The organism is Ruegeria sp. S263 (assembly GCF_056780525.1).
On the sequence record NZ_JBQUVJ010000003.1, the window covers coordinates 108459 to 127661 of the forward strand.

19 protein-coding genes are annotated in these 19203 nt (G+C 55.8%); 6 read left to right on the forward strand and 13 right to left on the reverse strand.

Annotated elements, in window-relative coordinates; all coding sequences use genetic code 11:
• Positions 1–10: 10 nt before the first annotated feature.
• Positions 11–1069 carry a cell division protein ZapE gene (gene zapE, locus ACT2B1_RS19140; RefSeq protein ID WP_171241321.1) on the reverse strand — a complete coding sequence of 353 codons (1059 nt, stop codon included), beginning with the start codon at positions 1067–1069 and terminating at the stop codon, positions 11–13.
• Between the two features lie 146 nt (positions 1070–1215).
• On the opposite strand from zapE, the gene ACT2B1_RS19145 reads away from it, so the two are divergent.
• Complete coding sequence (locus ACT2B1_RS19145) at positions 1216–2451, forward strand: MFS transporter (protein ID WP_481669171.1); 1236 nt, start codon at positions 1216–1218, stop codon at positions 2449–2451.
• Between the two features lies 1 nt (position 2452).
• Here the strand turns inward: ACT2B1_RS19145 and ACT2B1_RS19150 are convergent, their stop codons facing one another.
• From ACT2B1_RS19150 to ACT2B1_RS19170, 5 genes are all read right to left on the reverse strand, one after another.
• Positions 2453–3073: an HAD family hydrolase gene (locus ACT2B1_RS19150; protein WP_171241323.1), complete on the reverse strand. Its 621-nt coding sequence runs from the start codon at positions 3071–3073 to the stop codon at positions 2453–2455.
• Between the two features lie 102 nt (positions 3074–3175).
• Positions 3176–3631 (reverse strand): YaiI/YqxD family protein, encoded by a 456-nt coding sequence (locus tag ACT2B1_RS19155; protein ID WP_171125684.1) that lies wholly within the window; start codon positions 3629–3631, stop codon positions 3176–3178.
• Positions 3628–5076 carry a Si-specific NAD(P)(+) transhydrogenase gene (gene sthA / locus ACT2B1_RS19160; RefSeq protein WP_171241324.1) on the reverse strand — a complete coding sequence of 483 codons (1449 nt, stop codon included), beginning with the start codon at positions 5074–5076 and terminating at the stop codon, positions 3628–3630. The genes ACT2B1_RS19155 and sthA overlap by 4 nt, the downstream gene beginning before the upstream one ends.
• Positions 5077–5079: 3 nt before the next feature.
• Positions 5080–5913 carry an S-formylglutathione hydrolase gene (fghA, locus tag ACT2B1_RS19165; RefSeq protein ID WP_481669172.1) on the reverse strand — a complete coding sequence of 278 codons (834 nt, stop codon included), beginning with the start codon at positions 5911–5913 and terminating at the stop codon, positions 5080–5082.
• A gap of 105 nt (positions 5914–6018) precedes the next feature.
• A complete protein-coding gene (locus tag ACT2B1_RS19170) occupies positions 6019–6948 on the reverse strand; it encodes an AEC family transporter (RefSeq protein ID WP_481669255.1) in 930 nt (309 codons plus the stop codon).
• Positions 6949–7094: 146 nt separating this feature from the next.
• Here ACT2B1_RS19170 and ACT2B1_RS19175 point away from each other — a divergent pair, with 146 nt between their 5' ends.
• Together ACT2B1_RS19175 and ACT2B1_RS19180 are read left to right on the forward strand one after the other, a co-directional pair.
• Positions 7095–7712: a TetR/AcrR family transcriptional regulator gene (locus tag ACT2B1_RS19175; RefSeq protein ID WP_171125690.1), complete on the forward strand. Its 618-nt coding sequence runs from the start codon at positions 7095–7097 to the stop codon at positions 7710–7712.
• 133 nt (positions 7713–7845) lie between these two features.
• The gene (locus ACT2B1_RS19180; RefSeq protein ID WP_481669173.1) at positions 7846–9591 is read left to right on the forward strand and encodes a sugar phosphorylase; all 1746 of its coding nucleotides are present in this window, start codon (positions 7846–7848) and stop codon (positions 9589–9591) included.
• Here ACT2B1_RS19180 and ACT2B1_RS19185 read toward each other — a convergent pair.
• Positions 9575–10804, reverse strand: a complete 1230-nt coding sequence (locus ACT2B1_RS19185; RefSeq protein ID WP_171125694.1) for a glycosyltransferase family protein — start codon at positions 10802–10804, stop codon at positions 9575–9577. The genes ACT2B1_RS19180 and ACT2B1_RS19185 overlap by 17 nt on opposite strands.
• Positions 10805–10823: 19 nt before the next feature.
• Positions 10824–11585 (reverse strand): HAD-IIB family hydrolase, encoded by a 762-nt coding sequence (locus ACT2B1_RS19190; protein ID WP_481669174.1) that lies wholly within the window; start codon positions 11583–11585, stop codon positions 10824–10826.
• 306 nt (positions 11586–11891) lie between these two features.
• Between ACT2B1_RS19190 and ACT2B1_RS19195 the strand changes: the two genes are divergently transcribed.
• Positions 11892–12986: a M24 family metallopeptidase gene (locus ACT2B1_RS19195; RefSeq protein WP_481669175.1), complete on the forward strand. Its 1095-nt coding sequence runs from the start codon at positions 11892–11894 to the stop codon at positions 12984–12986.
• Between the two features lie 82 nt (positions 12987–13068).
• On the opposite strand, the gene ACT2B1_RS19200 is transcribed toward ACT2B1_RS19195, so the two are convergent.
• Complete coding sequence (locus ACT2B1_RS19200) at positions 13069–13746, reverse strand: GntR family transcriptional regulator (RefSeq protein WP_481669256.1); 678 nt, start codon at positions 13744–13746, stop codon at positions 13069–13071.
• A 343-nt stretch (positions 13747–14089) separates the two neighbouring features.
• Here ACT2B1_RS19200 and ACT2B1_RS19205 point away from each other — a divergent pair, with 343 nt between their 5' ends.
• Positions 14090–14953, forward strand: coding sequence for an SGNH/GDSL hydrolase family protein (locus tag ACT2B1_RS19205; protein WP_171125699.1), 864 nt, complete (start codon positions 14090–14092; stop codon positions 14951–14953).
• A 22-nt stretch (positions 14954–14975) separates the two neighbouring features.
• Positions 14976–15860, forward strand: a complete 885-nt coding sequence (locus ACT2B1_RS19210) for an SGNH/GDSL hydrolase family protein (RefSeq protein ID WP_481669176.1) — start codon at positions 14976–14978, stop codon at positions 15858–15860.
• Here the strand turns inward: ACT2B1_RS19210 and ACT2B1_RS19215 are convergent.
• The 4 genes from ACT2B1_RS19215 to ACT2B1_RS19230 all read right to left on the reverse strand — a co-directional run bounded on the left by ACT2B1_RS19215 (position 15857) and on the right by ACT2B1_RS19230 (position 19181).
• Positions 15857–16249 carry a hypothetical protein gene (locus ACT2B1_RS19215; RefSeq protein WP_481669177.1) on the reverse strand — a complete coding sequence of 131 codons (393 nt, stop codon included), beginning with the start codon at positions 16247–16249 and terminating at the stop codon, positions 15857–15859. The two genes, ACT2B1_RS19210 and ACT2B1_RS19215, sit on opposite strands and share 4 nt — an antisense overlap.
• Positions 16250–16330: 81 nt before the next feature.
• A complete protein-coding gene (locus ACT2B1_RS19220) occupies positions 16331–16732 on the reverse strand; it encodes a DM13 domain-containing protein (protein ID WP_171125759.1) in 402 nt (133 codons plus the stop codon).
• 241 nt (positions 16733–16973) lie between these two features.
• On the reverse strand, positions 16974–17948 hold the full coding sequence (locus ACT2B1_RS19225; RefSeq protein ID WP_481669178.1) for an NADPH:quinone oxidoreductase family protein: 975 nt from the start codon (positions 17946–17948) through the stop codon (positions 16974–16976).
• A 27-nt stretch (positions 17949–17975) separates the two neighbouring features.
• Complete coding sequence (locus tag ACT2B1_RS19230; RefSeq protein ID WP_481669179.1) at positions 17976–19181, reverse strand: acyl-CoA dehydrogenase family protein; 1206 nt, start codon at positions 19179–19181, stop codon at positions 17976–17978.
• Positions 19182–19203 lie beyond the last annotated feature (22 nt).

Sequence of the window (19203 nt, forward strand, 5' to 3'; positions counted from 1 at the left end):
GCAGAGCCCCCTAATTCCCCCAATCCTGATCATGCATTTCCCGCAGACGTGACGCGGTACGCTCAAATTCAAAGGTGCCTTCACCTTCGACATACAGCATCTCCGGCTCAGCCGCTGCCGAGCAGATCAGCCGCACTTTGGCCTCGTACAACGCATCAATCAACGTCACAAAGCGCTTGGCTTCGTTAAAGTTGTTCCGCGACAGACGGGGGATATCCTCTAGCACCAGAACCTTGACCGCCTCTGCGATGGCAAGATAATCCGCAGGTCCCAGCATCCGGCCGCAAAGATCATAGAAGCTGGCCCGCGCAACGCCATTCCGAAACTCAGGTAACTCGACCGCACGGCCATTGACCTGCAGTATCAGCGGATCTGCAACGCCGCCGGACAGGTCGTTCCAGACCGAGCGGATGTTCTGCCGTGCTTCAGGTCCAATGGGTGAGAAATAGACAGGCGCACCTTCCAAACGGTTTTGGCGATAATCCGTTGGCGAGATCAGCTCCCACACCTGCAGCTGTTCCTTGATATGGGCAATGAATGGCAGGAAGAGTTGCCGGTTCAAACCATCCTTGTACAAGTCGTCAGGGTGACGGTTCGACGTCGTGATCACGACAACCCCACCTGCGTGCAGCAGATCGAACAGACGCCCAACGATCATGGCATCCGTGATATCCGTGATCTGCATTTCATCAAATGCCAGCAACCGAACCGACTTGACGACGGCGTCCGCAACTGGGGCCAAGGCATCTTCAACACCATCGTTTCTGGCCTTGTGCATACCGGCATGAATTTCCTGCATGAAGGCATGAAAATGCACGCGCCTAGCCGGAATGCCGTCAAGAGCGTCGACGAACATGTCCATCAACATGGACTTGCCGCGCCCAACGCCGCCCCACAGATACAATCCTTTAGGCGGCGGGGGTGGCTTGCGAAACAAACCGCGCTTTACCGGTTTCGCCAACGTTGAGCGGATGCGTTCAAAATGCGGTAGAACTGCCTCTTGCGCGTCATCCCGTGTGAGGGTTCCATCTGCGACGCGAGCCTCATAAAGCGAAATCAAATCCGTCATAGCCCGAGGCATACCCTCTGCATCGCGCATTGAAAAGCAGCCAGACCTGCCCTGCATCAATTTTGCTTATCTACGGCCCCAAAACTTCTGAATTGACCGGACTAATTTTTGATTTAGCGTCTGCCTTCCAATGTCATGAGGTTTCAATGCCCCAGCCACCGCGCCTTCTGAATCCTATCCTGATCGTCGGTTGTATTATCGTGACGGTCAGTTTCGCCGTGCGCGCGTCATTTGGTGTGTTCCAGATCCCGATTGAACAAGAGTTCGGATGGCTGCGCACAGATTTTTCGATGGCTATCGCGATTCAGAATCTGGCATGGGGAATCGGACAGCCCATATTTGGCGCTATTGCGGAAAAAACCGGCGACCGGCGTGCCATCGTGTTGGGGGCACTGACTTATGCCGCTGGTATGGTGCTGTCGGCGTGGTCGGTGACGCCGCTCGAACATCAGATGTATGCTTGGCTTGTTGGGTTCGGCATTGCCGGGACGGGATTTGGCCTTGTGCTTGCCGTCGTTGGTCGCGCCTCTTCGGATGAAAACCGGTCAATGTCTCTTGCCTTGGTAACCGCCGCCGGCAGTTGTGGGCAGACAATTGGTGCTCCGGCAGCCGAATGGATGCTGACATTTCTTCCTTGGCAGCAAGTATTTATCGTCTTCGCCATCGCGATTCTTGCGTTGATTTTGACGCTGCCTTTCATGCGGGCACCGCAAACGGTGTCGAAGGCAGAATTACAGGAAAGCATGGGGGAAATATTGGGGCGGGCCCTTCGCGATCCTTCCTACACCCTCATTTTTCTTGGGTTCTTTAGCTGCGGGTATCAGCTTGGGTTTGTGACAGCCCATTTCCCTGCCTTCGTGACCGAGATGTGCGGCCCGATCATGTCGGGGGGTATTTTACATTCCATTGGCATCAAAACGACATCGGCGCTGGGGGCCGTGTCCATCTCTTTGATTGGTCTGGCGAATATCGGAGGGACCTTGCTGGCGGGATGGGCCGGAAGTCGCTATCCCAAGAAATACCTTCTGGCGTCCGTCTACACCGCGCGAACTTTTGCGGCCGCAGCCTTCATTATCTTTCCGATCACACCACTTTCCGTGGTTGTCTTTTCGTTGGTCATGGGTTCGCTTTGGCTCGCAACCGTGCCGCTGACCTCGGGTCTGGTCGCGCATCTTTATGGTCTGCGCTACATGGGCACCCTTTACGGGATTATCTTTTTCAGCCACCAGCTTGGCAGTTTTCTGGGTATTTGGCTTGGGGGACGCCTTTATGATCAATATGGCGATTACACGCTGGTTTGGTGGATTGGGGTCGCAATCGGGGCATTCAGCGCAATCGTTCACCTGCCTATACGTGAAAACAGGGATGCAGTCCCCGCCTGAGCTAGACGGCTTCTTCGGGCTTCAACAGCCCTTCTTTGACAAGGCGGTCAGCCCACCCCTGCGCGCCCTCAAAGTGGTGCGTCTGCCATCCACGTGAATGCGCCGTTTCAATGTTTTCAAGGCGATCGTCGGTGAACAACAAAGTATCGGGTGAAAGGCCGCAGTCTTCTTCGACCATTTGGTAGATAGGGACGTGCGGTTTGACCGCTTGCAGCCTTCCCGAAACATAGTGCCTGTCGAACTCGTTCAGAAATGGGTAGACCGTTGTCGCATAGTCAAAATTCTGTACTCCAAAATTGGTCAGAGCAAAAACTGGCACGCCTTTTCCCCGCAAAGCACGCTGTAAACGGACCGAATGCGGAATTTCGGGCGCGGCCAGTTCGATCCACTTATCGTGCCACATCCGAATTTCTTCGCGCCACTTGGGGTATTTCTCGGCCCAGTCATAGATCGTGTCCGTGAAGTGATGTCCTTGATCCACAAGGTCGTTCATTCCATGTAGATCGACTTCTTCAAACATGGCCCGGCGACGGTCTTCGCCGATCACCTTGTCGTAGTAACGTTCGGGCTGCCATTCGATAAGGACATTTCCGATGTCAAAAACTACGGCTTCAACCGCCATGGGCACACCTGTTCTGAAGGTTTACGTCGGCGCCAACTGAATCAAGCCAGGCGCCGATTGACAAGACCCAACCGCAGCGCAAAACGCCCCCCGGCGCGAGGACTATGCTTTTTGCGCTGCCCTCAATTCCCGTTCCAGCGCGTCCAGAAACCGCGATCTGTCGGCTTTGCCAAAGGGTTTGCCGCCACCGCCAGCACCAAGCGGATTGGCGGCGCGAAGGTCTGCCATCAGGTCACGCATAGCCAGTTGTTGTCCAATATTGGCTGCGGTGAACGCTTCGCCGTTGGGGCGTAATACGCGCGCGCCAGCCTCAACACATTTCGCGGCAAGCGGGATATCGGACGTGACAACCACATCGCCTGCGCCACAACGTTCAGCGATCCACTTATCGGCCTCATCCGCACCCTCAGATACGATAACAATTTGCACCAGTGGATTGGCCGAAGGCCGCAAGCCACCATTGGAGACAAGAGCCATCTGTACCTTGTGCCGCGTAGCGACGCGTTCAGCCTCGGCTTTAACCGGACAGGCGTCGGCGTCGATGAACAGCGTCGTCACGCGTTCTTCGCCTTTTTTTCGGCTGATGTCTTGCGCACCTTGAACTCATCCGGAATGGGCATTCGGTTGAAAGCATCCAGACCTGCGATTTTGTACGCCTCGGCCAGCGTCGGATAGTTGAACGTATTCTGTACGAAATAGTCCACCGTTCCCTTCAGGTTCAGCACCGCCTGCGCGATGTGGATCAGTTCGGTCGCGCCTTCGCCGACAATCTGCACGCCAAGAACCCGCCGGGTTTTTAGCGAGAACAGCATCTTCAGCATACCATGTTCCAAGCCCATGATATGCCCGCGAGAGGTTTCGCGGAATCGTGCCACGCCGACCTCGTATGGGATGCCGCGCTCCTGCAGTTCTTCCTCGGACATGCCGCAGGTGGAAATCTCGGGCACCGAATAGATGCCATAGGGATACCACGGGCTTTCCGGAAGGGTAGGGGTCTCCAAGGCGTGACACGCGGCGACGCGGCCCTGCTGCAGCGATGTCGATGCCAGCGAAGGATGCCCGATCACGTCGCCCGTCGCATAGATATGCGGCACGGCAGTCTGATAGGTTTTGCGGTCCACATTGATCCGGTTGCGGTGGTCTGTCTCAAGCCCCACAGCAGACAAGTTCAGGGCCGAAGTCGCACCCATTCGGCCAGCCGCAAATAGCAGCATCTCGGACCGCACGTGACGCCCATTGGCCAATGTCACCTCGACATGGCCGCCTGCGTCTTCGATCTTTTCGACCGCAGAACCCAGACGCAGGTCCACGCCGTTCTCGCGGATCTGGTGAGTGAAATCGTGGATCAGGCGGCTGTCGATGAAATCCAGAAACGTGTCGCGCGGTTCGATCAGCGTAACCCGCACGTCCAGCGCCGAAAACATGGTGGCATATTCCACCCCAATCACACCCGCGCCAATCACGCAAAGCGACCTTGGGATTTCGGCCATTTCAAGAAAGTCATCCCCATCGACCACGGTCTTGCCATTAAATGGCACATAGTCGGGGCGGTAAGTTTTGGTCCCGGTCGCGATCAGAAACTTTGCGGCGGTCAGGCGGGTCGTGTCACCAGCGTCGGTCGCAACCTCAACCTCATGCGGGCCGACAAATCGCGCCAGCCCATTCAGGGTTTCCACATGGTTTCGGTTGAACTGATGTTCCAGAACGTCAACTTCATGATCCAGCGTCATGTGCAGACGCGCCTTGAGGTCGTCGGCGCGGATCTGATCCTTCACCCGGTACGAGCGGCCATAAAAGCTGCGCTCGCGCCAGCCCGACAGGTTCAGAACCGTTTCACGCAGGGTTTTTGACGGGATCGTACCGGTATGTACTGACACGCCGCCGAACCGATCCTTTCGGTCGATCACCAGCACCCGGCGTTTCAGCTTACCCGCCTGAATCGCTGCCGACCGCCCCGAGGGGCCAGACCCGATGATGATCAGGTCGTAATCAAAGTCGCTCATGCCTCAGTCTCCGTACAGCGCCTCTGCGTGAAAGGTGATGTGATCTTCCATGAAGGTCGATACAAAGAAATACGAATGATCATAGCCCGGCTGAAGGCGATAGGTGGCCTGCTGGCGACGCTCTGCAATGGCTTCTGCCAGCGCCTCGGGGCGCAGCAGGTCGATGAACTGGTCACTGGCCCCGGTGTCGATCAGGACAGGTCCGTCAAAACCCTTTTCCTTCATCATCAGCGAGGCATCATGCTTGGCCCAGGCGCCCTCATCATCCCCTAGATAGGCGGCCAGTTGTTTGCGGCCCCAATCCGCCCCCGTCGGATTCGAGATCGGCGCAAAGGCCGAAACTGAACGGTACCGCCCCGGCAAGTTCATCGCCAGCGTCAGCGCACCATGGCCACCCATGGAATGCCCAGTGATGGCCTGACGATCCATATCAATCGCGAAATGCTCTGCCAGCAGCGCGGGCAGTTCCTCGGCCACATAATCCCACATCTTAAAGTGGGGGGCCCATGGGGTTTGCGTCGCGTTGACATAAAACCCGGCGCCCTGACCCAGATCGTAATCCTCGTGATCAGCCACGCCTTCACCGCGCGGCGAAGTATCGGGAAACACGACCGCAATTCCCTGTTCAGCCGCCCACGACTGCGCCCCGGCCTTCGTCATTGCGTTTTCATGGGTGCATGTAAGCCCGGACAGATACCACAGTACAGGGACGGGTCCGTCTTTTGCTTCGGCGGGCAAGAACAAGCCAACGGTCATGTCGCAGTTACACGCGGAGGAGGTATGGCGATAGACGCCTTGCACGCCCCCGAAACAGGCGTTTTCCGAAAGGGTTTCCATCTGGCTCGTGTCCTTACGTTAGGTTCGGGCCATGGCTACCCTTACCAAGCCGCTGCGTAAAGCCTGTGCGCGACGGGTTAAGGGGATAATTCGAAGCGCAGAAACCTAAAGCGTTCCCACCCACGCAATCACGACGGGTACAGTCAGAATACTTGCGGCAGTAGAAAGAAGGATTGCCGTCGATGCTCTATGCGGCGCAACGCCGTAATGTGCGGCAAGCATATAAACGTTTCCCGCAACCGGCAGAGCGGCCGCAGCGATGGCTATTGACGCAGGAAATGTCGCGACGGGGATCACCCAAATCAGGACGATTGCGACACAGGCAGGATGTACCACCAGTTTGCAAAAGCTGAGCCAACCCGCGATTTGCACGCGTTCCGCCGACTTGCTGGCCAATGACGCGCCAATTGCAAACAGGGCTCCGGGCGTCGCGGCACCACCCAAAATTGTCAGAAAGTCGTTCAGTGGTACTGGGACCGGGACTTGAAACGCAGACCACAGCATCCCGGCCGAGATCGAAACGATCATGGGGTTCTTTATCAGCCCAACAGCAATCAACCGAAACGTAGACGGGGTCAGCCGCCCATCCCGCCCTCCGTTGATCAAGATGACGATCAACGACGAAAAGACGACAAGATCCACTGTGAGGACCAACATAACCGGCCCGATTGCGGCCTCGGTGAACAGAAGCGCCAGCATCGGCAGGCCCAAAAAGCCAACATTGCCAATGGCTGCGCACTGCGCTTCGACGGCCGAAGTGGGGATGTCCAGACCTCTGATCCAGGCAACGAATGTTGCCAGCGCATAGACGGCGAAGGTGCCCAGAAGGTATCCCAGCACCAACTTCGCATTGAAGATTTCAGCAAACGGAAGCGTGGCGGCAAATCGAAACAGCATCGCCGACAACGCAAAATAGAAGACAAATTTTGTTAGATACGCTGTTGCATCTTCCGAGAAAAAACGGCTGCGCCCGGCCCAATATCCAAGGCCGATGATCGCAAAGAAAGGAAGTGTGCGCAGAAAGATATCGACCATGGCCAGAGTGTTAGCACGGTTTGAACTGGCGGCAAGCCCGCTTGCCCAAAGCGGGTCCGGTAGTTCACCCAAGGGAGTTTCTGCGAGAATCGTTGAATCTGAACTGAACGGTTTATAAACTTGGAACCTGCAGCCAAGGAGAAACAATGCCCGAGTCAGCCACCATCCTGCGTACAGGTCGCAAATTCGATCAAGTGGTACGCGGTGCCCGTGAAGTATTCATGGCGGATGGTTTCGAAGGCGCAAGTGTGGACGATATCGCACGCGCGGCTGGTGTCTCAAAGGCGACCTTGTACAGCTACTTTCCTGACAAACGCCTTTTGTTCATGGAAGTTGCTCACACCGAATGCAGCCGGATGGCTGAAAACGTCTTGTCGATGATCGACGATTCCAAACCAGTGCGCGAGGTGCTGACTGTAGCTGCAACCCAACTAACTACTTTTCTGGTGTCCGAGTTTGCGCAGCAGGTTTTCCGCATTTGCGTGGCCGAACGCGACAGGTTCCCGGAATTGGGTCAAGCATTTTATGAGGCCGGTCCGCAAAACGGCGTCCGGCACTTGGTGGAATACTTTAGGAAGGCCGTTAATCAAGGCGAGCTTGCCATCGACGATTTGCAGATCGCCGCAGAACAATTCTCAGAGCTTTGTAAAGTGCGCATCTGGGCCCGTGCCGCATTTGGCATTCAGAATAGCTTTTCCCAGTCTGAAATCGACGAAGTGGCGCGGCAGGCAGTTGATATGTTCATGACCCGCTACGCTGTGTGAGCCTTCTGTTACCGGTTACATGTCCAAAAAATGTGCAAGGTGGTGCAGGTTGAGTCAAAGAACCGCCGTTCGGTTTGACAGGCTGACCGTTCTGGAAAACCATCAGGCGGATGCAGCGAAGGGCCTGTGACTCTTGACCAGTGATAATACCAGCTTCTCCCGACGCCTGATTGACCTGCTTGTTCAGATCTACCCTGACCATGATCAATCGGAATTGGCGCGACAGGTATCCGATGCCTTTTGGCCGTCCAATACGCACAGGCGCAAACAAGGCCGCAAGCCCGGCAATAAGTTGTGGTCAGAGAACGACAGCGTCCTGATAACCTATGGTAACTCGATTGAAGATCAGGCGCACAAACCCCTGGACCTGTTACACGATTTTCTCGTTCGACACCTGACCGGGGTGGTCAACGGCGTTCACATCTTGCCGTTTTTTCCCTTCACTTCGGACGACGGGTTCGCTGTTTCCGATTACTATAGCGTCAGCACTCAGCTTGGTGACTGGACGGATATCACGCGTATCGCGGACGATTTTCATCTGATGTCCGATCTCGTGTTGAATCATGTCTCAAGCCAGGGCGCGTGGTTCACCAACTACCTTCAGGGCAAATCCCCGCACGACCGGTTCTTTTTTGAAGCGTCACCCGAAGATGATCTGTCCGAGGTTGTGCGCCCCCGCACCACGCCGTTGCTGCGGCAAGTGGAGACCAGCGAGGGTGAGAAATACGTCTGGTGCACGTTCAGCCACGATCAGGTCGATCTGGATTTCTCGAACCCCGAGGTTTTGGTCGAGATGTTGCGGATTATCCGTCTGCATATCGACAAAGGCGTGCGGATATTGCGACTGGATGCGGTGGCTTTCATCTGGAAGGAAATCGGCACCAACTGCATTCACTTGCCACAAGCCCATGCGATCGTGCAGCTTCTCAGGTTGCTGTGCGACTATGCAACTGAAACACTTGTACTGCTGACCGAAACAAACGTCCCGCGGACCGAGAATCTGAGTTACTTCGGCAACCGGAACGAGGCGCACGCCGTTTACAATTTCCCGCTGCCCCCTTTGATCCTGCACGCAATGCAGTCAGGCACAGCGCAATATCTGAGCGAATGGCAAGCCGCGATGCCTCCGGCCCAGTTGGGCTGCGCGTATCTGAATTTCACCGCCAGCCACGATGGGATCGGGATGCGTCCGGCCGAGGGATTGCTGCCGCCCGACGAAAAAGAGCGCATGATCGACACGGTGCGCCGCATTGGCGGGCTGGTTTCGATGCGCGCGCTGCCTGATGGGCGCGAAGAACCCTATGAGTTGAACTGCGGCTATTTCGAAGCCATGGCCGAGACATTTCAAGGCCCCGATCAATACCATCTGGCGCGGTTCATCTGTTCACAGACCATCGTGATGTCTTTGGAAGGGATACCGGCCTTTTACATCCATTCCCTGCTGGCCACACCCAATGATCACGAGGCTGTTGCGCGGCGGGGCATGAACCGGGCAATCAACCGGCATCGCTGGCATTACCCTGACCTGCTGGCAAGGCTGGCCGATCCGGGGTCAAATCAGGCGCTGGTGCTGTCCGAATTGTCCAAACGTCTGCGCCTGCGGGCGCAACAGGCGGCCTTTCACCCGAACGCCACGCAATTCACCCTGCGGTTGGATGATCGCGTCTTTGGCATCTGGCGGCAAAGTCTGGATCGCAGCCAGTCGATCTTTGCGCTGCATAATGTCTCGGCCGAGCTGGTCCACGTCAGCCCTGCCGAGATCAACATGATTGCCGAGGAAACCTGGACGGACGCCCTGACTGGAGAAATCCTGGCCACCAACGGCCCCGATATTGTGCTGGCCCCGTATCAGTGCCGCTGGATCACGAACGCGGGCTGAATTCGTCCAGGTCGTCGGACACCGCCGCCTTGAGGCGCAGCAGGAATTCAGGATCAGCCGAATGGACCCTGTTCCATGTGGGAATGAACGGCGTCTCGTGCGGGTTGTCCAGAAACACCTGCCCGGCGCGAATGATATTTTCGGCGAACAGTTCGATGGATTTCTCTTCCTTGTGGCGGTCCAATTCCAACCCATTCATCTTGGCGTCGGTGTAATACCCTTCGAGCAAGTCCAGCGCCGAGCGGTAATAGGTCGCCTTGAGTGTACGGAAGGTATTGGGCGTGAACACCGTGCCGTCGGCGGCCAGTTTGCGGAAGATCGCCTTGCAGATATCGGTGGACATGCGCGACAGGCCACGATTTGCGTCCTCGGGGGACAGCTCCTGATGTTTGTGGTCATAATTGTCGGCAATTTCGACCTGACAGACGGACTTCGGGGCCAGATTTCGCCACGCTTCGGACAGCACTCCGATCTCAAGCCCCCAGTCGGAAGGAATGCGCAAATCGGGCAGGGTAGGGGTGCGAATTGCAAACTCACCCGACAGTGGATAGCGGAAGCTGCGCAGATAATCGAGGTAATCCCGGTCCCCGATTACCTTTTTCAACGCGATCAGCAGCGGACTGACCAGAAGACGCGTCACACGACCGTTCAGCTTGCCGGACCCGATACGGGGGTAAAACCCTTTGGCCATCTGAAACGGAAAGGTCGGGTTGACCACCGGATAAACCAGCCGATCCAGCATCTCGCGGTTATACGTGACAATGTCGCAATCGTGAATCGCCATAACGGAACTGTCCGCGCAGGCCAGAAGATAGCCGATACAAGACCAGACATTCTTACCCTTGCCGGGTTCCTGCGGCGCAAGGCCCAAGGCTTTCAGATGTTCCTGAAGATGCGTCAGACGAGGGCTGTCATTCCAGATAACAGCGTGGTTTTGCAGCAAGTCGGCAAAGAACGCACGGGCTTTGCGGTACTGTTCTTCATCCGCTTGGTCCAGGCCGATGATGACGCGGTGAAGATACGGGACCTGCGACAGTTCCTTGAGGATACCAGCGAGGGCCGGCCCCTCCAGCTCGGAATAAAGACACGGAAGGATCAGGGTGATCTTGCGGGTCTGTGCAAAGACCGAAATCTCATGTGACAGGTGACCACTGGGTCTGCTGCGCAAATTGTGCAGCGTCGTTATATTTCCGTTCTGATGGAAGTCTGCCATGTCGTTCGCCTTGTTTTTGTCAGAACTCTGCAGTCAGGGTCAGGATGGCCTCCGACCAACCTTGGGGACCGTTGCTGTCTGTCCTGAATATGCGTCGTTCGATATGAGGTGGAAAAGGCGGAATGCCCGGCCCATCCGGATTTGCAACCACGACGCCTTGATCCGCAGCCATTAGCATTTCGATGTCATTTGGCGCGTCACCCAAGGCGATTGATCGGCTTGGTCTTAGCTGCTGAACAACTTCCCTTAAGGCGTCCGCCTTGGTTTTTCCGAAGGATACGGTCAGGAACCGCCCCCCGCGACGGGCAAAAAGACTCATGTTGCGCGCTTGTGCTACGAAGTGGTCTAACTCGGCCTCCGTGCCCATCCACAGCCCGGGCTCGCTGAATTTCCGCGTTCGAGCACGGGCGGCTTGAACGGGGTTGAGCCCCGTCGCATCTGCCACATCCTGATCGGACATATCGCCAAACCCGACAAATCCCGTGGGCAGTTGGGAAAGCGCCGTGCGCAAGTCCTGATAATGGTCACCTTCAATATCGGGCGCATCGGGCCATAGGATACCCGCCCCATTTTCGACAATTGCCGGCATTCGCGTAACACCAAGTTCCTGCTGCAGCGGTGCAATCTCTGCCGCTGTTTTGCTGCTGGCCAATACAAGCCCCGCGCCGATTTCCGACAAGCGTTGAAGTCCCGACTGAGCAGCCGCCCAACTATAATTGTGATGATCCAGCAGCGTCCCGTCGAGATCAGAGAAAACCAGCAATTTTGGGTCGGCGGTCATGGGGAAGGGCGATCAATTCGTTCTCTCATTGAGTGGAAGTAAAAATCCGTGACCATCGGAAGTAAATCCATTCTGGCCAAATGCGCGTCAAACCCAAATCTTACGCCCAATATTTGGGCAATTGCGTGGCGGTCGCTATCTGGCTCGGTATTGAGTTTTAACCATGGGCACTTTGGGCACGGGTCCAAAACACACCCTCTGGGCAGTTACATCTTCCATGGTGTAAGTGTCCCAACAGTTGCAGATTATTGGCAAGGGCTGCCCGATACGGCGGCTCGGCCTTACTATCTTGGGAGGTCGGCGCACATGCCGAATTTGTCGGAATACAGTAAACTGGCAAGGGAAATGTCAGTAGATGCCATTGCCCTTGTACCGGGCCCTAATTTCACCCGCGCATTGGGCAAACCTTTCATGAGCCACGAACGGCCCTTTGTGGTCATTATCCCGGCTGAGGGCACACCGGCTGCGATTGTGCCCAATCTGGAACTGGGAACGTGGGAATTGGTCGGTTTTGAGGGGGCCGTCTTCGACTGGATGGACCAAAAGGGCTATGACAGCGCCTTTGCTTCATTGGCCGCTCATATGCCCCTGAGGTCACTTGCCGTTGAAGGGCAAGTGATGCGGGTTTTCGTGTCCAAGGCCCTGACCAATGCGATGCCCGACTTGCAAATCGTAGATGCCGAGAGCGAGATTTCCGGTTTGCGGATCATCAAGACCGACGCCGATATTGCCGCTTTGCAGGCTGCAATTGATATCTCGGAACGCGCGCTGGAACGTGTGATTTCAGAGGTTCGCGTCGGGCAAACCGAGAAACAGATCGAACAGGCGTTGATCCAGGCGCTGTTTGCTGAAGGCGCCGCGTCGTTGGCTTTTGCACCGATTGTCGCCGCCGGAGACAACTCGGCTCAACCACACGGCAAAGCCCGCGCGGATTATCAGATCAAACCCGGCGATGCGCTGCTCTTCGACTTTGGCGCGCGCAAAAACGGTTTTGCGGCGGATATCACGCGTACATTCTTTGTTGGCGAGGTTTCGGACGAGGGTAGGGCGGTTTACGACACAGTCCTTCGCGCGAACCTCGAAGGGTTCAAGGCCTGTTGCCCCGGCGCGAGCGCCCATGACATCGACGACGCAGTTACAAATGTGCTCGAGGCTTCGCCCTATGCCAACCGGATTCGCACCAAGACGGGTCATGGTCTGGGTCGCGACGTGCACGAAGCGCCATATATCATGCGCGGGAACCACCAGAAAATCCTGCCGGGCATGGTTTGGACCAACGAACCGGGCCTGTATGATCTGGGCAATTTTGGTGTTCGGATCGAAGATGATGTTCTTGTGACCGAGGATGGTTGTCGGTCGCTGACCAGTTTTCCCAAAGATCTTACAATCATAGGCCGCTGACACTTGACTGGTTCACGAAACGTGTTGGAATGACGGGTCGCTCCAAGTGGCCCGTCAGTGTCCTGTGAGCTGACTATTCAGATTAACTTTCGGCTTTGCGGGTCGCGATGACCATAGCCAGCAACTGTTCCTTGGTGCGCTGGATGTGGTTCGTCAGCAGCGCGCAAGCAGCCTCTGCATTGCGCAACCGCGCCAGTGCCAACAACTGACGGTGCTCCGCTTTGGCTGGCTCTCGCTGTTCCATCACACTCAGGTGCATCCGCACATAACGGTCAGATTGCAGATTGACCCGTTGCAGGAATTCGTTGGTAATCCCGCGCTCAGCGGCGGAATATAACGCCCTGTGATACTCGTAGTTCAGACTGCCCCACCGCCCGACGTCATATGTTTCATAGGACTTTTCCATTTTGTTCAACAACTCTTCGCAGATGACGAAATCCGCCTCTGTCATCTGGGGGATCGCCCGTTTGAAAAGGTCGACTTCCAACAGGATTCTAAGGTCGAAAATCTCTCCGATTTCCGAAAGGGAATGAGTTGTTACACAGGCCCCCCGATTGTTAGTCAGTTGGACCAGGCCCTCGGCATCCAGCCGCTTGAGCGCCTCACGTATCGGCATGCGGGATACGTCATATTCCTCTGCCAACGCTTCTTGCCGAATGGTTTCACCTTCCACCATCTCTCCGCTCAGGATACGCTCGCGCAGGTCGTTTGTGATGACATCAGGCAAACTTTGGCGATGAATCGCGCGGGTTTTTGGCATTGGGATGGTCTCTGGCATTTCCACTTTGTATCCAAAATACGAAAGGACGCCACAATATCCAATAGCCTTTAGTTTCATTGCCTTTGTTATCGAGCGGCTTTGCCCAGAAGCATTGGTAACCATAGAGTTGCAGGCCTTCGTGAATGGCATGGAATATGGGCATGTCCCTTAATCCGACCAATCGGACACCCACCTCCCCCCTCATAGAACCCCAGCCAGATCATCACGGCAGGCGCAGTGGAAATAACCAGGTATTGATTGGTATTACACTGCACAATCCCGCATTCTGGCGCGAATGACCGGGCATGGTCCGGCTGCGGGAACGACTGTTGAAGGTGATTGTGTGACTTTGTTCAGAACATCAGTATTCGGACTTTGGCTGGCCGCCGTTTCAGCCCTAAGCGCACAGCCCGCGGCGGCGCAACCGGATATTCTGATCCTAGGGGACAGCCAGATTTCGTTCGGGGCTGGCAAAGAGTACCTGAGGTTCTTCGATGAGCTGGCGGATCGGTGCAGGATGACGCCTGAACGCAAAAGGGCACTGGGTAATCTCGGCAACCGCGAGACTGCCGCGATTGGCGTCCGCTCGACATCCTTGCAGTCATGGACAACGCCCAAGGGGGCCGCAAAAGGTGCGATTTGCGATGTCGACAAGAAATTCGGGGTCAATGCCGGGGCCTATGGTATCGAAGGCAACCCTGACCGGGTGTTCATTCAGATCGGCAAAGACAACGCCTATCAGTTCTGCAAACCCAATCAGACCGCGTTTCAGGCGATGTTTGACGACGGGTATTACAGCCCCGAATTGCTGGTTCTGACCTTTCTGGGCAATTCATCCGATCGCTGGGCGAATTCTCCTGATTTGGCCCAACAGGATGCCCGCCGCACGCTGGAACAAATTCCGGACGACATTCCATGTATCTTCATCTCAAGCGTGCCGGTCTATCTGAAAAAAACCAACGACAAACGAATGAAGGCCCAAACCGCGATAGCCCGCGCCTTGCGGCAGGCGGGAACGCAATGTGCCGTGGTTGAAGGGTTCAACCGCAAGACACGCGCCGTGATTGAAGGTCAGCCCGCTTATTTCCGGCGCAACGATGCGGGCAAGGTCAAGGACCCGCACCATCCAAGCCGGGCTGCGGTCCGGGCTTTTCTTGACATTAACACGGCCGAAATCTGCAACGCTGTATTTTCGGCCGTGAAGTAGAGGTAAAGACTGCAGGGGGGATATGCAGGTGTTCAAAAAGATGGTCGCAACTGTTTGCGCTTTGGCCTTCACCACTCTGGGGGCAAGCGCAGAGGATTTTACCTCGCCCGAGATTCTGATTATCGGGGACAGCCAGATATCCTTTGGTTCGGGCCCGGCTTTCCTGGAGTTTTTTAGCGATATCAAGGACCACTGCCACCCCAATGCCCGGCAGAAAAAGCACCTTGAACGCCTTGGGGAAATGCGGGTCGGGGTGATAGGTGTCCGGTCCAGTTCAATCGACTCGTGGACCGCCCGGTCGGGGCGGGCAAAGGACACGATCTGCAAGGTAGACCCGAAATGGAACGTGAACGCCGGTGCGTACGGGTTCGTGAACAAGACCGGCAACAAGTATGTGCAGATTGGCAAGGGAAAGGAATATCAGTTCTGCGCGGCCAAAACCTCACCGCTCGAAGAGATGCTGCGGGACGGGTATTATGATCCAAAACTGATCCTGATGTCCTTTCTCGGCAACTCGGCCAAGCGGTGGGCTAACAACCCCGAAGCCGCCGTACGGGATGTTGAACGCCTGCAAGCGCAACTGCCTCCCGACCTGCCGTGCATTTTCATGACCACAGCGCCCGCTTACAAGAAGAAGATCGTAGATTTGCGGCTGCGGGTGCAGAAGAATCTGATGGATGCGTTCAAGGTCACGGGACTGCGGTGCACGTTCGTACCTGGTGCTACCCCCGAAACGGTTGCGGCCAACCAAGGCAACAAGCATTATTTCCGCCTGAACAGGAACGGCATGGTTAAGGACCCATACCATCCAAACGAGGCGGCTGCGAAAAACTTCTTTGCGCTGGAAATGGACCAGATATGTTCAGCCATTTTCGACCAGATCGAACCAACCAGGGAACAGAGCTAACCCTCTGATCGACCCGCTTGCTTGCGTGGCGGGACGGCCGCCAGAATGACCGTCCACCCAAGGATGCCCTGCCCGTGGGCGCTTAGGTTCTGCTCATACGAGAAAATCAGAATTTCCAACGGCTTGAGAGGGTCGCGGGGCGGCCAGATCACCCATTGCAAAGGCAGATCGGGAATGACCAACCGATAATACATGTAATAGATTTGCGGCGACAGCCACACGAACAGCCAAAACAAGAAAAGCGCCCCGAATAATCGCACCCAGATCGGGAAAGGGCGCAAGGCACGACGTGCCAGAAGCACCATCAGCAGAAAAAGAATGGCGCTTAACAACGCCAGTCCGACCTGCCCCCAACCTGACAAATCAAAAAAGGAGTCCTGACGGTACAAACCTGCCCTCGCTGAGTGCTGGGTAAAAGGACGAAAACCGCCCACCTTGGCGGGCGGTTTTACAATGCCTTCAAGGACCGCTTAACTCAGCGGGGCGACCGCCAGGATCACAGTGAACTTCTCACAATAGATATACAACTCGTTGTACTTGGATGTGTCGATCCCGGTCGGGATTTTAAACGAGGCTTCGCCCTTCTTGACGGTCAGCTTGTCGTGAATTTTTGAACCATTGGCATAGGTCTCACCATTGCCGAAGCCGATCTTAATGTCCGGTGGGTTCTTGCTGGGGTCAAAGACATAGTCGCTTTTGAGTGTAACGGTATCACCGGTGACCGAGACCGTCCCTTTCACGTTATAGCCACGACGCCCAGACAGGCTGCCGGTGCGTTCCTTGTCCCCGGCAAATGCAGCAGGAGTTCCAAGTGCGAGTGCGGCTGTTGAAGCAAGTCCCAGCTTCATGAATTGGCGGCGTTTGATCGTCATGGCGCATGTCCTATCCAAATCTAAGATGGAAAGATTCTGAGCAGACTATTTGCGCTCTGCCAACTCACATCGCATCGAGGGAATTTGAGACTCTGAAACAAATCGGATCTGTTACCAAACCGCTCGAACCAAATCCTCGTCCCTGAAGAATTTCTCTTCAATTCGCGATAGATCGTCGACCGAGCGCGACCCATCCGATCCTCGATGTATATTAGCCAAACTTGTAAAGTGGCTGGAACACCTAGATTTGCAGAACAATACGCCCGATCACTTCACGCTCATTGAGAGATCGGAAGGCTTCAGATGCGTCCTCCAACTTCAAAACGCGATCAATAAGTGGGCGCAGTTCACCTTCAGCAATCCAGTTCATTATCTTGTCTGCTGCATCCTTGGCTTCCGACGGGAACTTCTCGGCCCATGCACCTTCGAACACTCCAACCACCGAGAAGCCTTTGAGCAGAGGCAGGTTCATCGGTAGGTTTGGGATTTCCCCGCTCACAAACCCAATTGGCGTGATGCGCCCGCCCCACCGCATGGATCGGGCAATCTTTACAAAGGTGTCTCCGCCTATCATCTCAAAGCAAACATCCAACCCTTTTCCGTCTGTAAGGTCTTGGATCTGTTGGCGCAGGTCGCCTTCGCGCATATTGACGACTGCATCGGCGCCTGCCTCCTGCAGCGCACTCATTTTGGCGGCGTCTCCGGTTCCTGCAAGGACGCGCGCACCAAGCATCCGCCCCATGTCAACGGCAGCAAGTCCAACCCCGCCAGTGGCACCCGTGACCAACAGGTTCTCACCCGGTTGCAGCGCGCATCTTTGGGCCAAAGCGTGATAGGCTGTCATGTAGTTGTGCAAAACGGTCGAAGCGACCGTAAGGTCGACGCTTTCGGGTACTTTCGCGCACTTCCAGTGTTTGGTTGCAGCACGTTCCGCGTAACTGCCGTGCCACATTTGCCCGACGACACGATCACCTGGTTTAAAGTCGGTGACCTCGCTCCCGACCTGTAAGACAATGCCTGCCGCGTCCGTTCCCGGGACATAAGGCAACTCTGGCCTCAGTTGATAACCACCTTCCGCCATGAGCTTATCCATAAAACTCACGGCGGCGGCATGCACCTCGATGAGAACTTCATCGGCTGCTGGAACAGGCTCTGGCGCTTCGCCAAGTTCAAGCGCATCAGCGCCCTCAAATTTCGAACATAGGACAGCGCGCATAGCCCAAACTCCTGTATGTATAGCGTACTATTCCGCCGCTAGGATTGTATCGTTTTTGTCAGTTTCGCCATACCCCTTTGGCACAGGAAGGTCCGGCAGACCAGCCGCACGTTTTTGCAGCGCTCTACCAATCACGACGCGGCTGATTTCGGTTGTTCCGTCAACGATCCGCAGCATCTGCGCCAAGCGTGATAGTCGATCCAGCCCGTAAGGCTGCAAAAGACCCATCCCACCCAGAACCTGGGTGCAAGTGTTCGCAGCTTTTACTGCAGCGTCGGGGACAAAACGTTTGGCATGTGCCGCCATAAGTGGCCCCTCAGGGGTGCCAAGGGCTTCGGCTGCCTTGCGGTAAAGCAGCTTGGACGCTTCGAGATCTGTTGCCACCTCTCCCAGCATCCACTGAATGCCGTCAAGGTCGAGGTTCTTGCCGCCAAACATCTTGCGGTTCTTTGAATAGGACAGCGCAGTATTCAGCGCGGCCTGCATCAGGCCACAACACCCAGAAGCGATCGAAACCCTTGCGATGTCGATCGCCGTCAATGAGCCCTGCAAGCCTTGGCCAATTGGAAGAATGATATTGTCTTCGCTGACCACGACGTTGTCTAAATACATCTCGGAAATCGGCAGGAAGTTATAGGATGGTGTATCATAAATTGGGCCAAAGCTGATACCTGGCGCGTCTGCCGGAATCGCGATCATGGCCATGTCCTTATGACCAGGCTCATCCGAGGTTTTGACAACGGTAAAGTAGATATCGGCCTCAGTCGCCAAGCTGACCCACGCCTTAGCGCCATTGATAGTCCAGGTGCCGTCACTGTTGATTGTTGCACGGGTGTACATCTTCATCGGATCAGACCCGGACTGCGGCTCTGTCAGCGCGAAATTCGCAAGCTTGCGACCTGAAGTCAGATCGCGCGCCCATTCCTCTTTGAACGCGTCGGTCCCGTATCCACAACCTGCAAAAGTACAAATGTTGTGCATGGAAATCGCAAATGCGTAAGCTCCATCGCCTGTTCCCAATTGTTCATAAACCTGAATACCCTCGGACAGCGGCAAACCCTGTCCGCCCCACTCTTTCGGTGCGTAGAGGCCAGTCAGACCAGCCGCACCTGCCTTGTCAGAGGCCGCGCGAGGCCAAGCCCCGTTTTTGTTCCAGGCATCAACATTAGGCAGGATCACTTCACTGGCGTGATCGCGCGCGGCGGACAAGAGAGTTTCAAGATCAGACGACATGGCCTTGGTCCTTTCAGTTGAA

What these genes read in the sequence shown, in the direction of transcription:
- zapE (WP_171241321.1), bottom strand. Translation starts at nt 1,069, where the DNA reads ATGACGGATTTGATTTCGCTTTATGAGGCTCGCGTCGCAGATGGAACC.
- ACT2B1_RS19145 (WP_481669171.1), top strand. Translation starts at nt 1,216, where the DNA reads ATGCCCCAGCCACCGCGCCTTCTGAATCCTATCCTGATCGTCGGTTGT.
- ACT2B1_RS19150 (WP_171241323.1), bottom strand. Translation starts at nt 3,073, where the DNA reads ATGGCGGTTGAAGCCGTAGTTTTTGACATCGGAAATGTCCTTATCGAA.
- sthA (WP_171241324.1), bottom strand. Translation starts at nt 5,076, where the DNA reads ATGAGCGACTTTGATTACGACCTGATCATCATCGGGTCTGGCCCCTCG.
- fghA (WP_481669172.1), bottom strand. Translation starts at nt 5,913, where the DNA reads ATGGAAACCCTTTCGGAAAACGCCTGTTTCGGGGGCGTGCAAGGCGTC.
- ACT2B1_RS19170 (WP_481669255.1), bottom strand. Translation starts at nt 6,948, where the DNA reads ATGGTCGATATCTTTCTGCGCACACTTCCTTTCTTTGCGATCATCGGC.
- ACT2B1_RS19175 (WP_171125690.1), top strand. Translation starts at nt 7,095, where the DNA reads ATGCCCGAGTCAGCCACCATCCTGCGTACAGGTCGCAAATTCGATCAA.
- ACT2B1_RS19185 (WP_171125694.1), bottom strand. Translation starts at nt 10,804, where the DNA reads ATGGCAGACTTCCATCAGAACGGAAATATAACGACGCTGCACAATTTG.
- ACT2B1_RS19190 (WP_481669174.1), bottom strand. Translation starts at nt 11,585, where the DNA reads ATGACCGCCGACCCAAAATTGCTGGTTTTCTCTGATCTCGACGGGACG.
- ACT2B1_RS19195 (WP_481669175.1), top strand. Translation starts at nt 11,892, where the DNA reads ATGCCGAATTTGTCGGAATACAGTAAACTGGCAAGGGAAATGTCAGTA.
- ACT2B1_RS19200 (WP_481669256.1), bottom strand. Translation starts at nt 13,746, where the DNA reads ATGCCAAAAACCCGCGCGATTCATCGCCAAAGTTTGCCTGATGTCATC.
- ACT2B1_RS19210 (WP_481669176.1), top strand. Translation starts at nt 14,976, where the DNA reads ATGCAGGTGTTCAAAAAGATGGTCGCAACTGTTTGCGCTTTGGCCTTC.
- ACT2B1_RS19220 (WP_171125759.1), bottom strand. Translation starts at nt 16,732, where the DNA reads ATGACGATCAAACGCCGCCAATTCATGAAGCTGGGACTTGCTTCAACA.
- ACT2B1_RS19225 (WP_481669178.1), bottom strand. Translation starts at nt 17,948, where the DNA reads ATGCGCGCTGTCCTATGTTCGAAATTTGAGGGCGCTGATGCGCTTGAA.
- ACT2B1_RS19230 (WP_481669179.1), bottom strand. Translation starts at nt 19,181, where the DNA reads ATGTCGTCTGATCTTGAAACTCTCTTGTCCGCCGCGCGCGATCACGCC.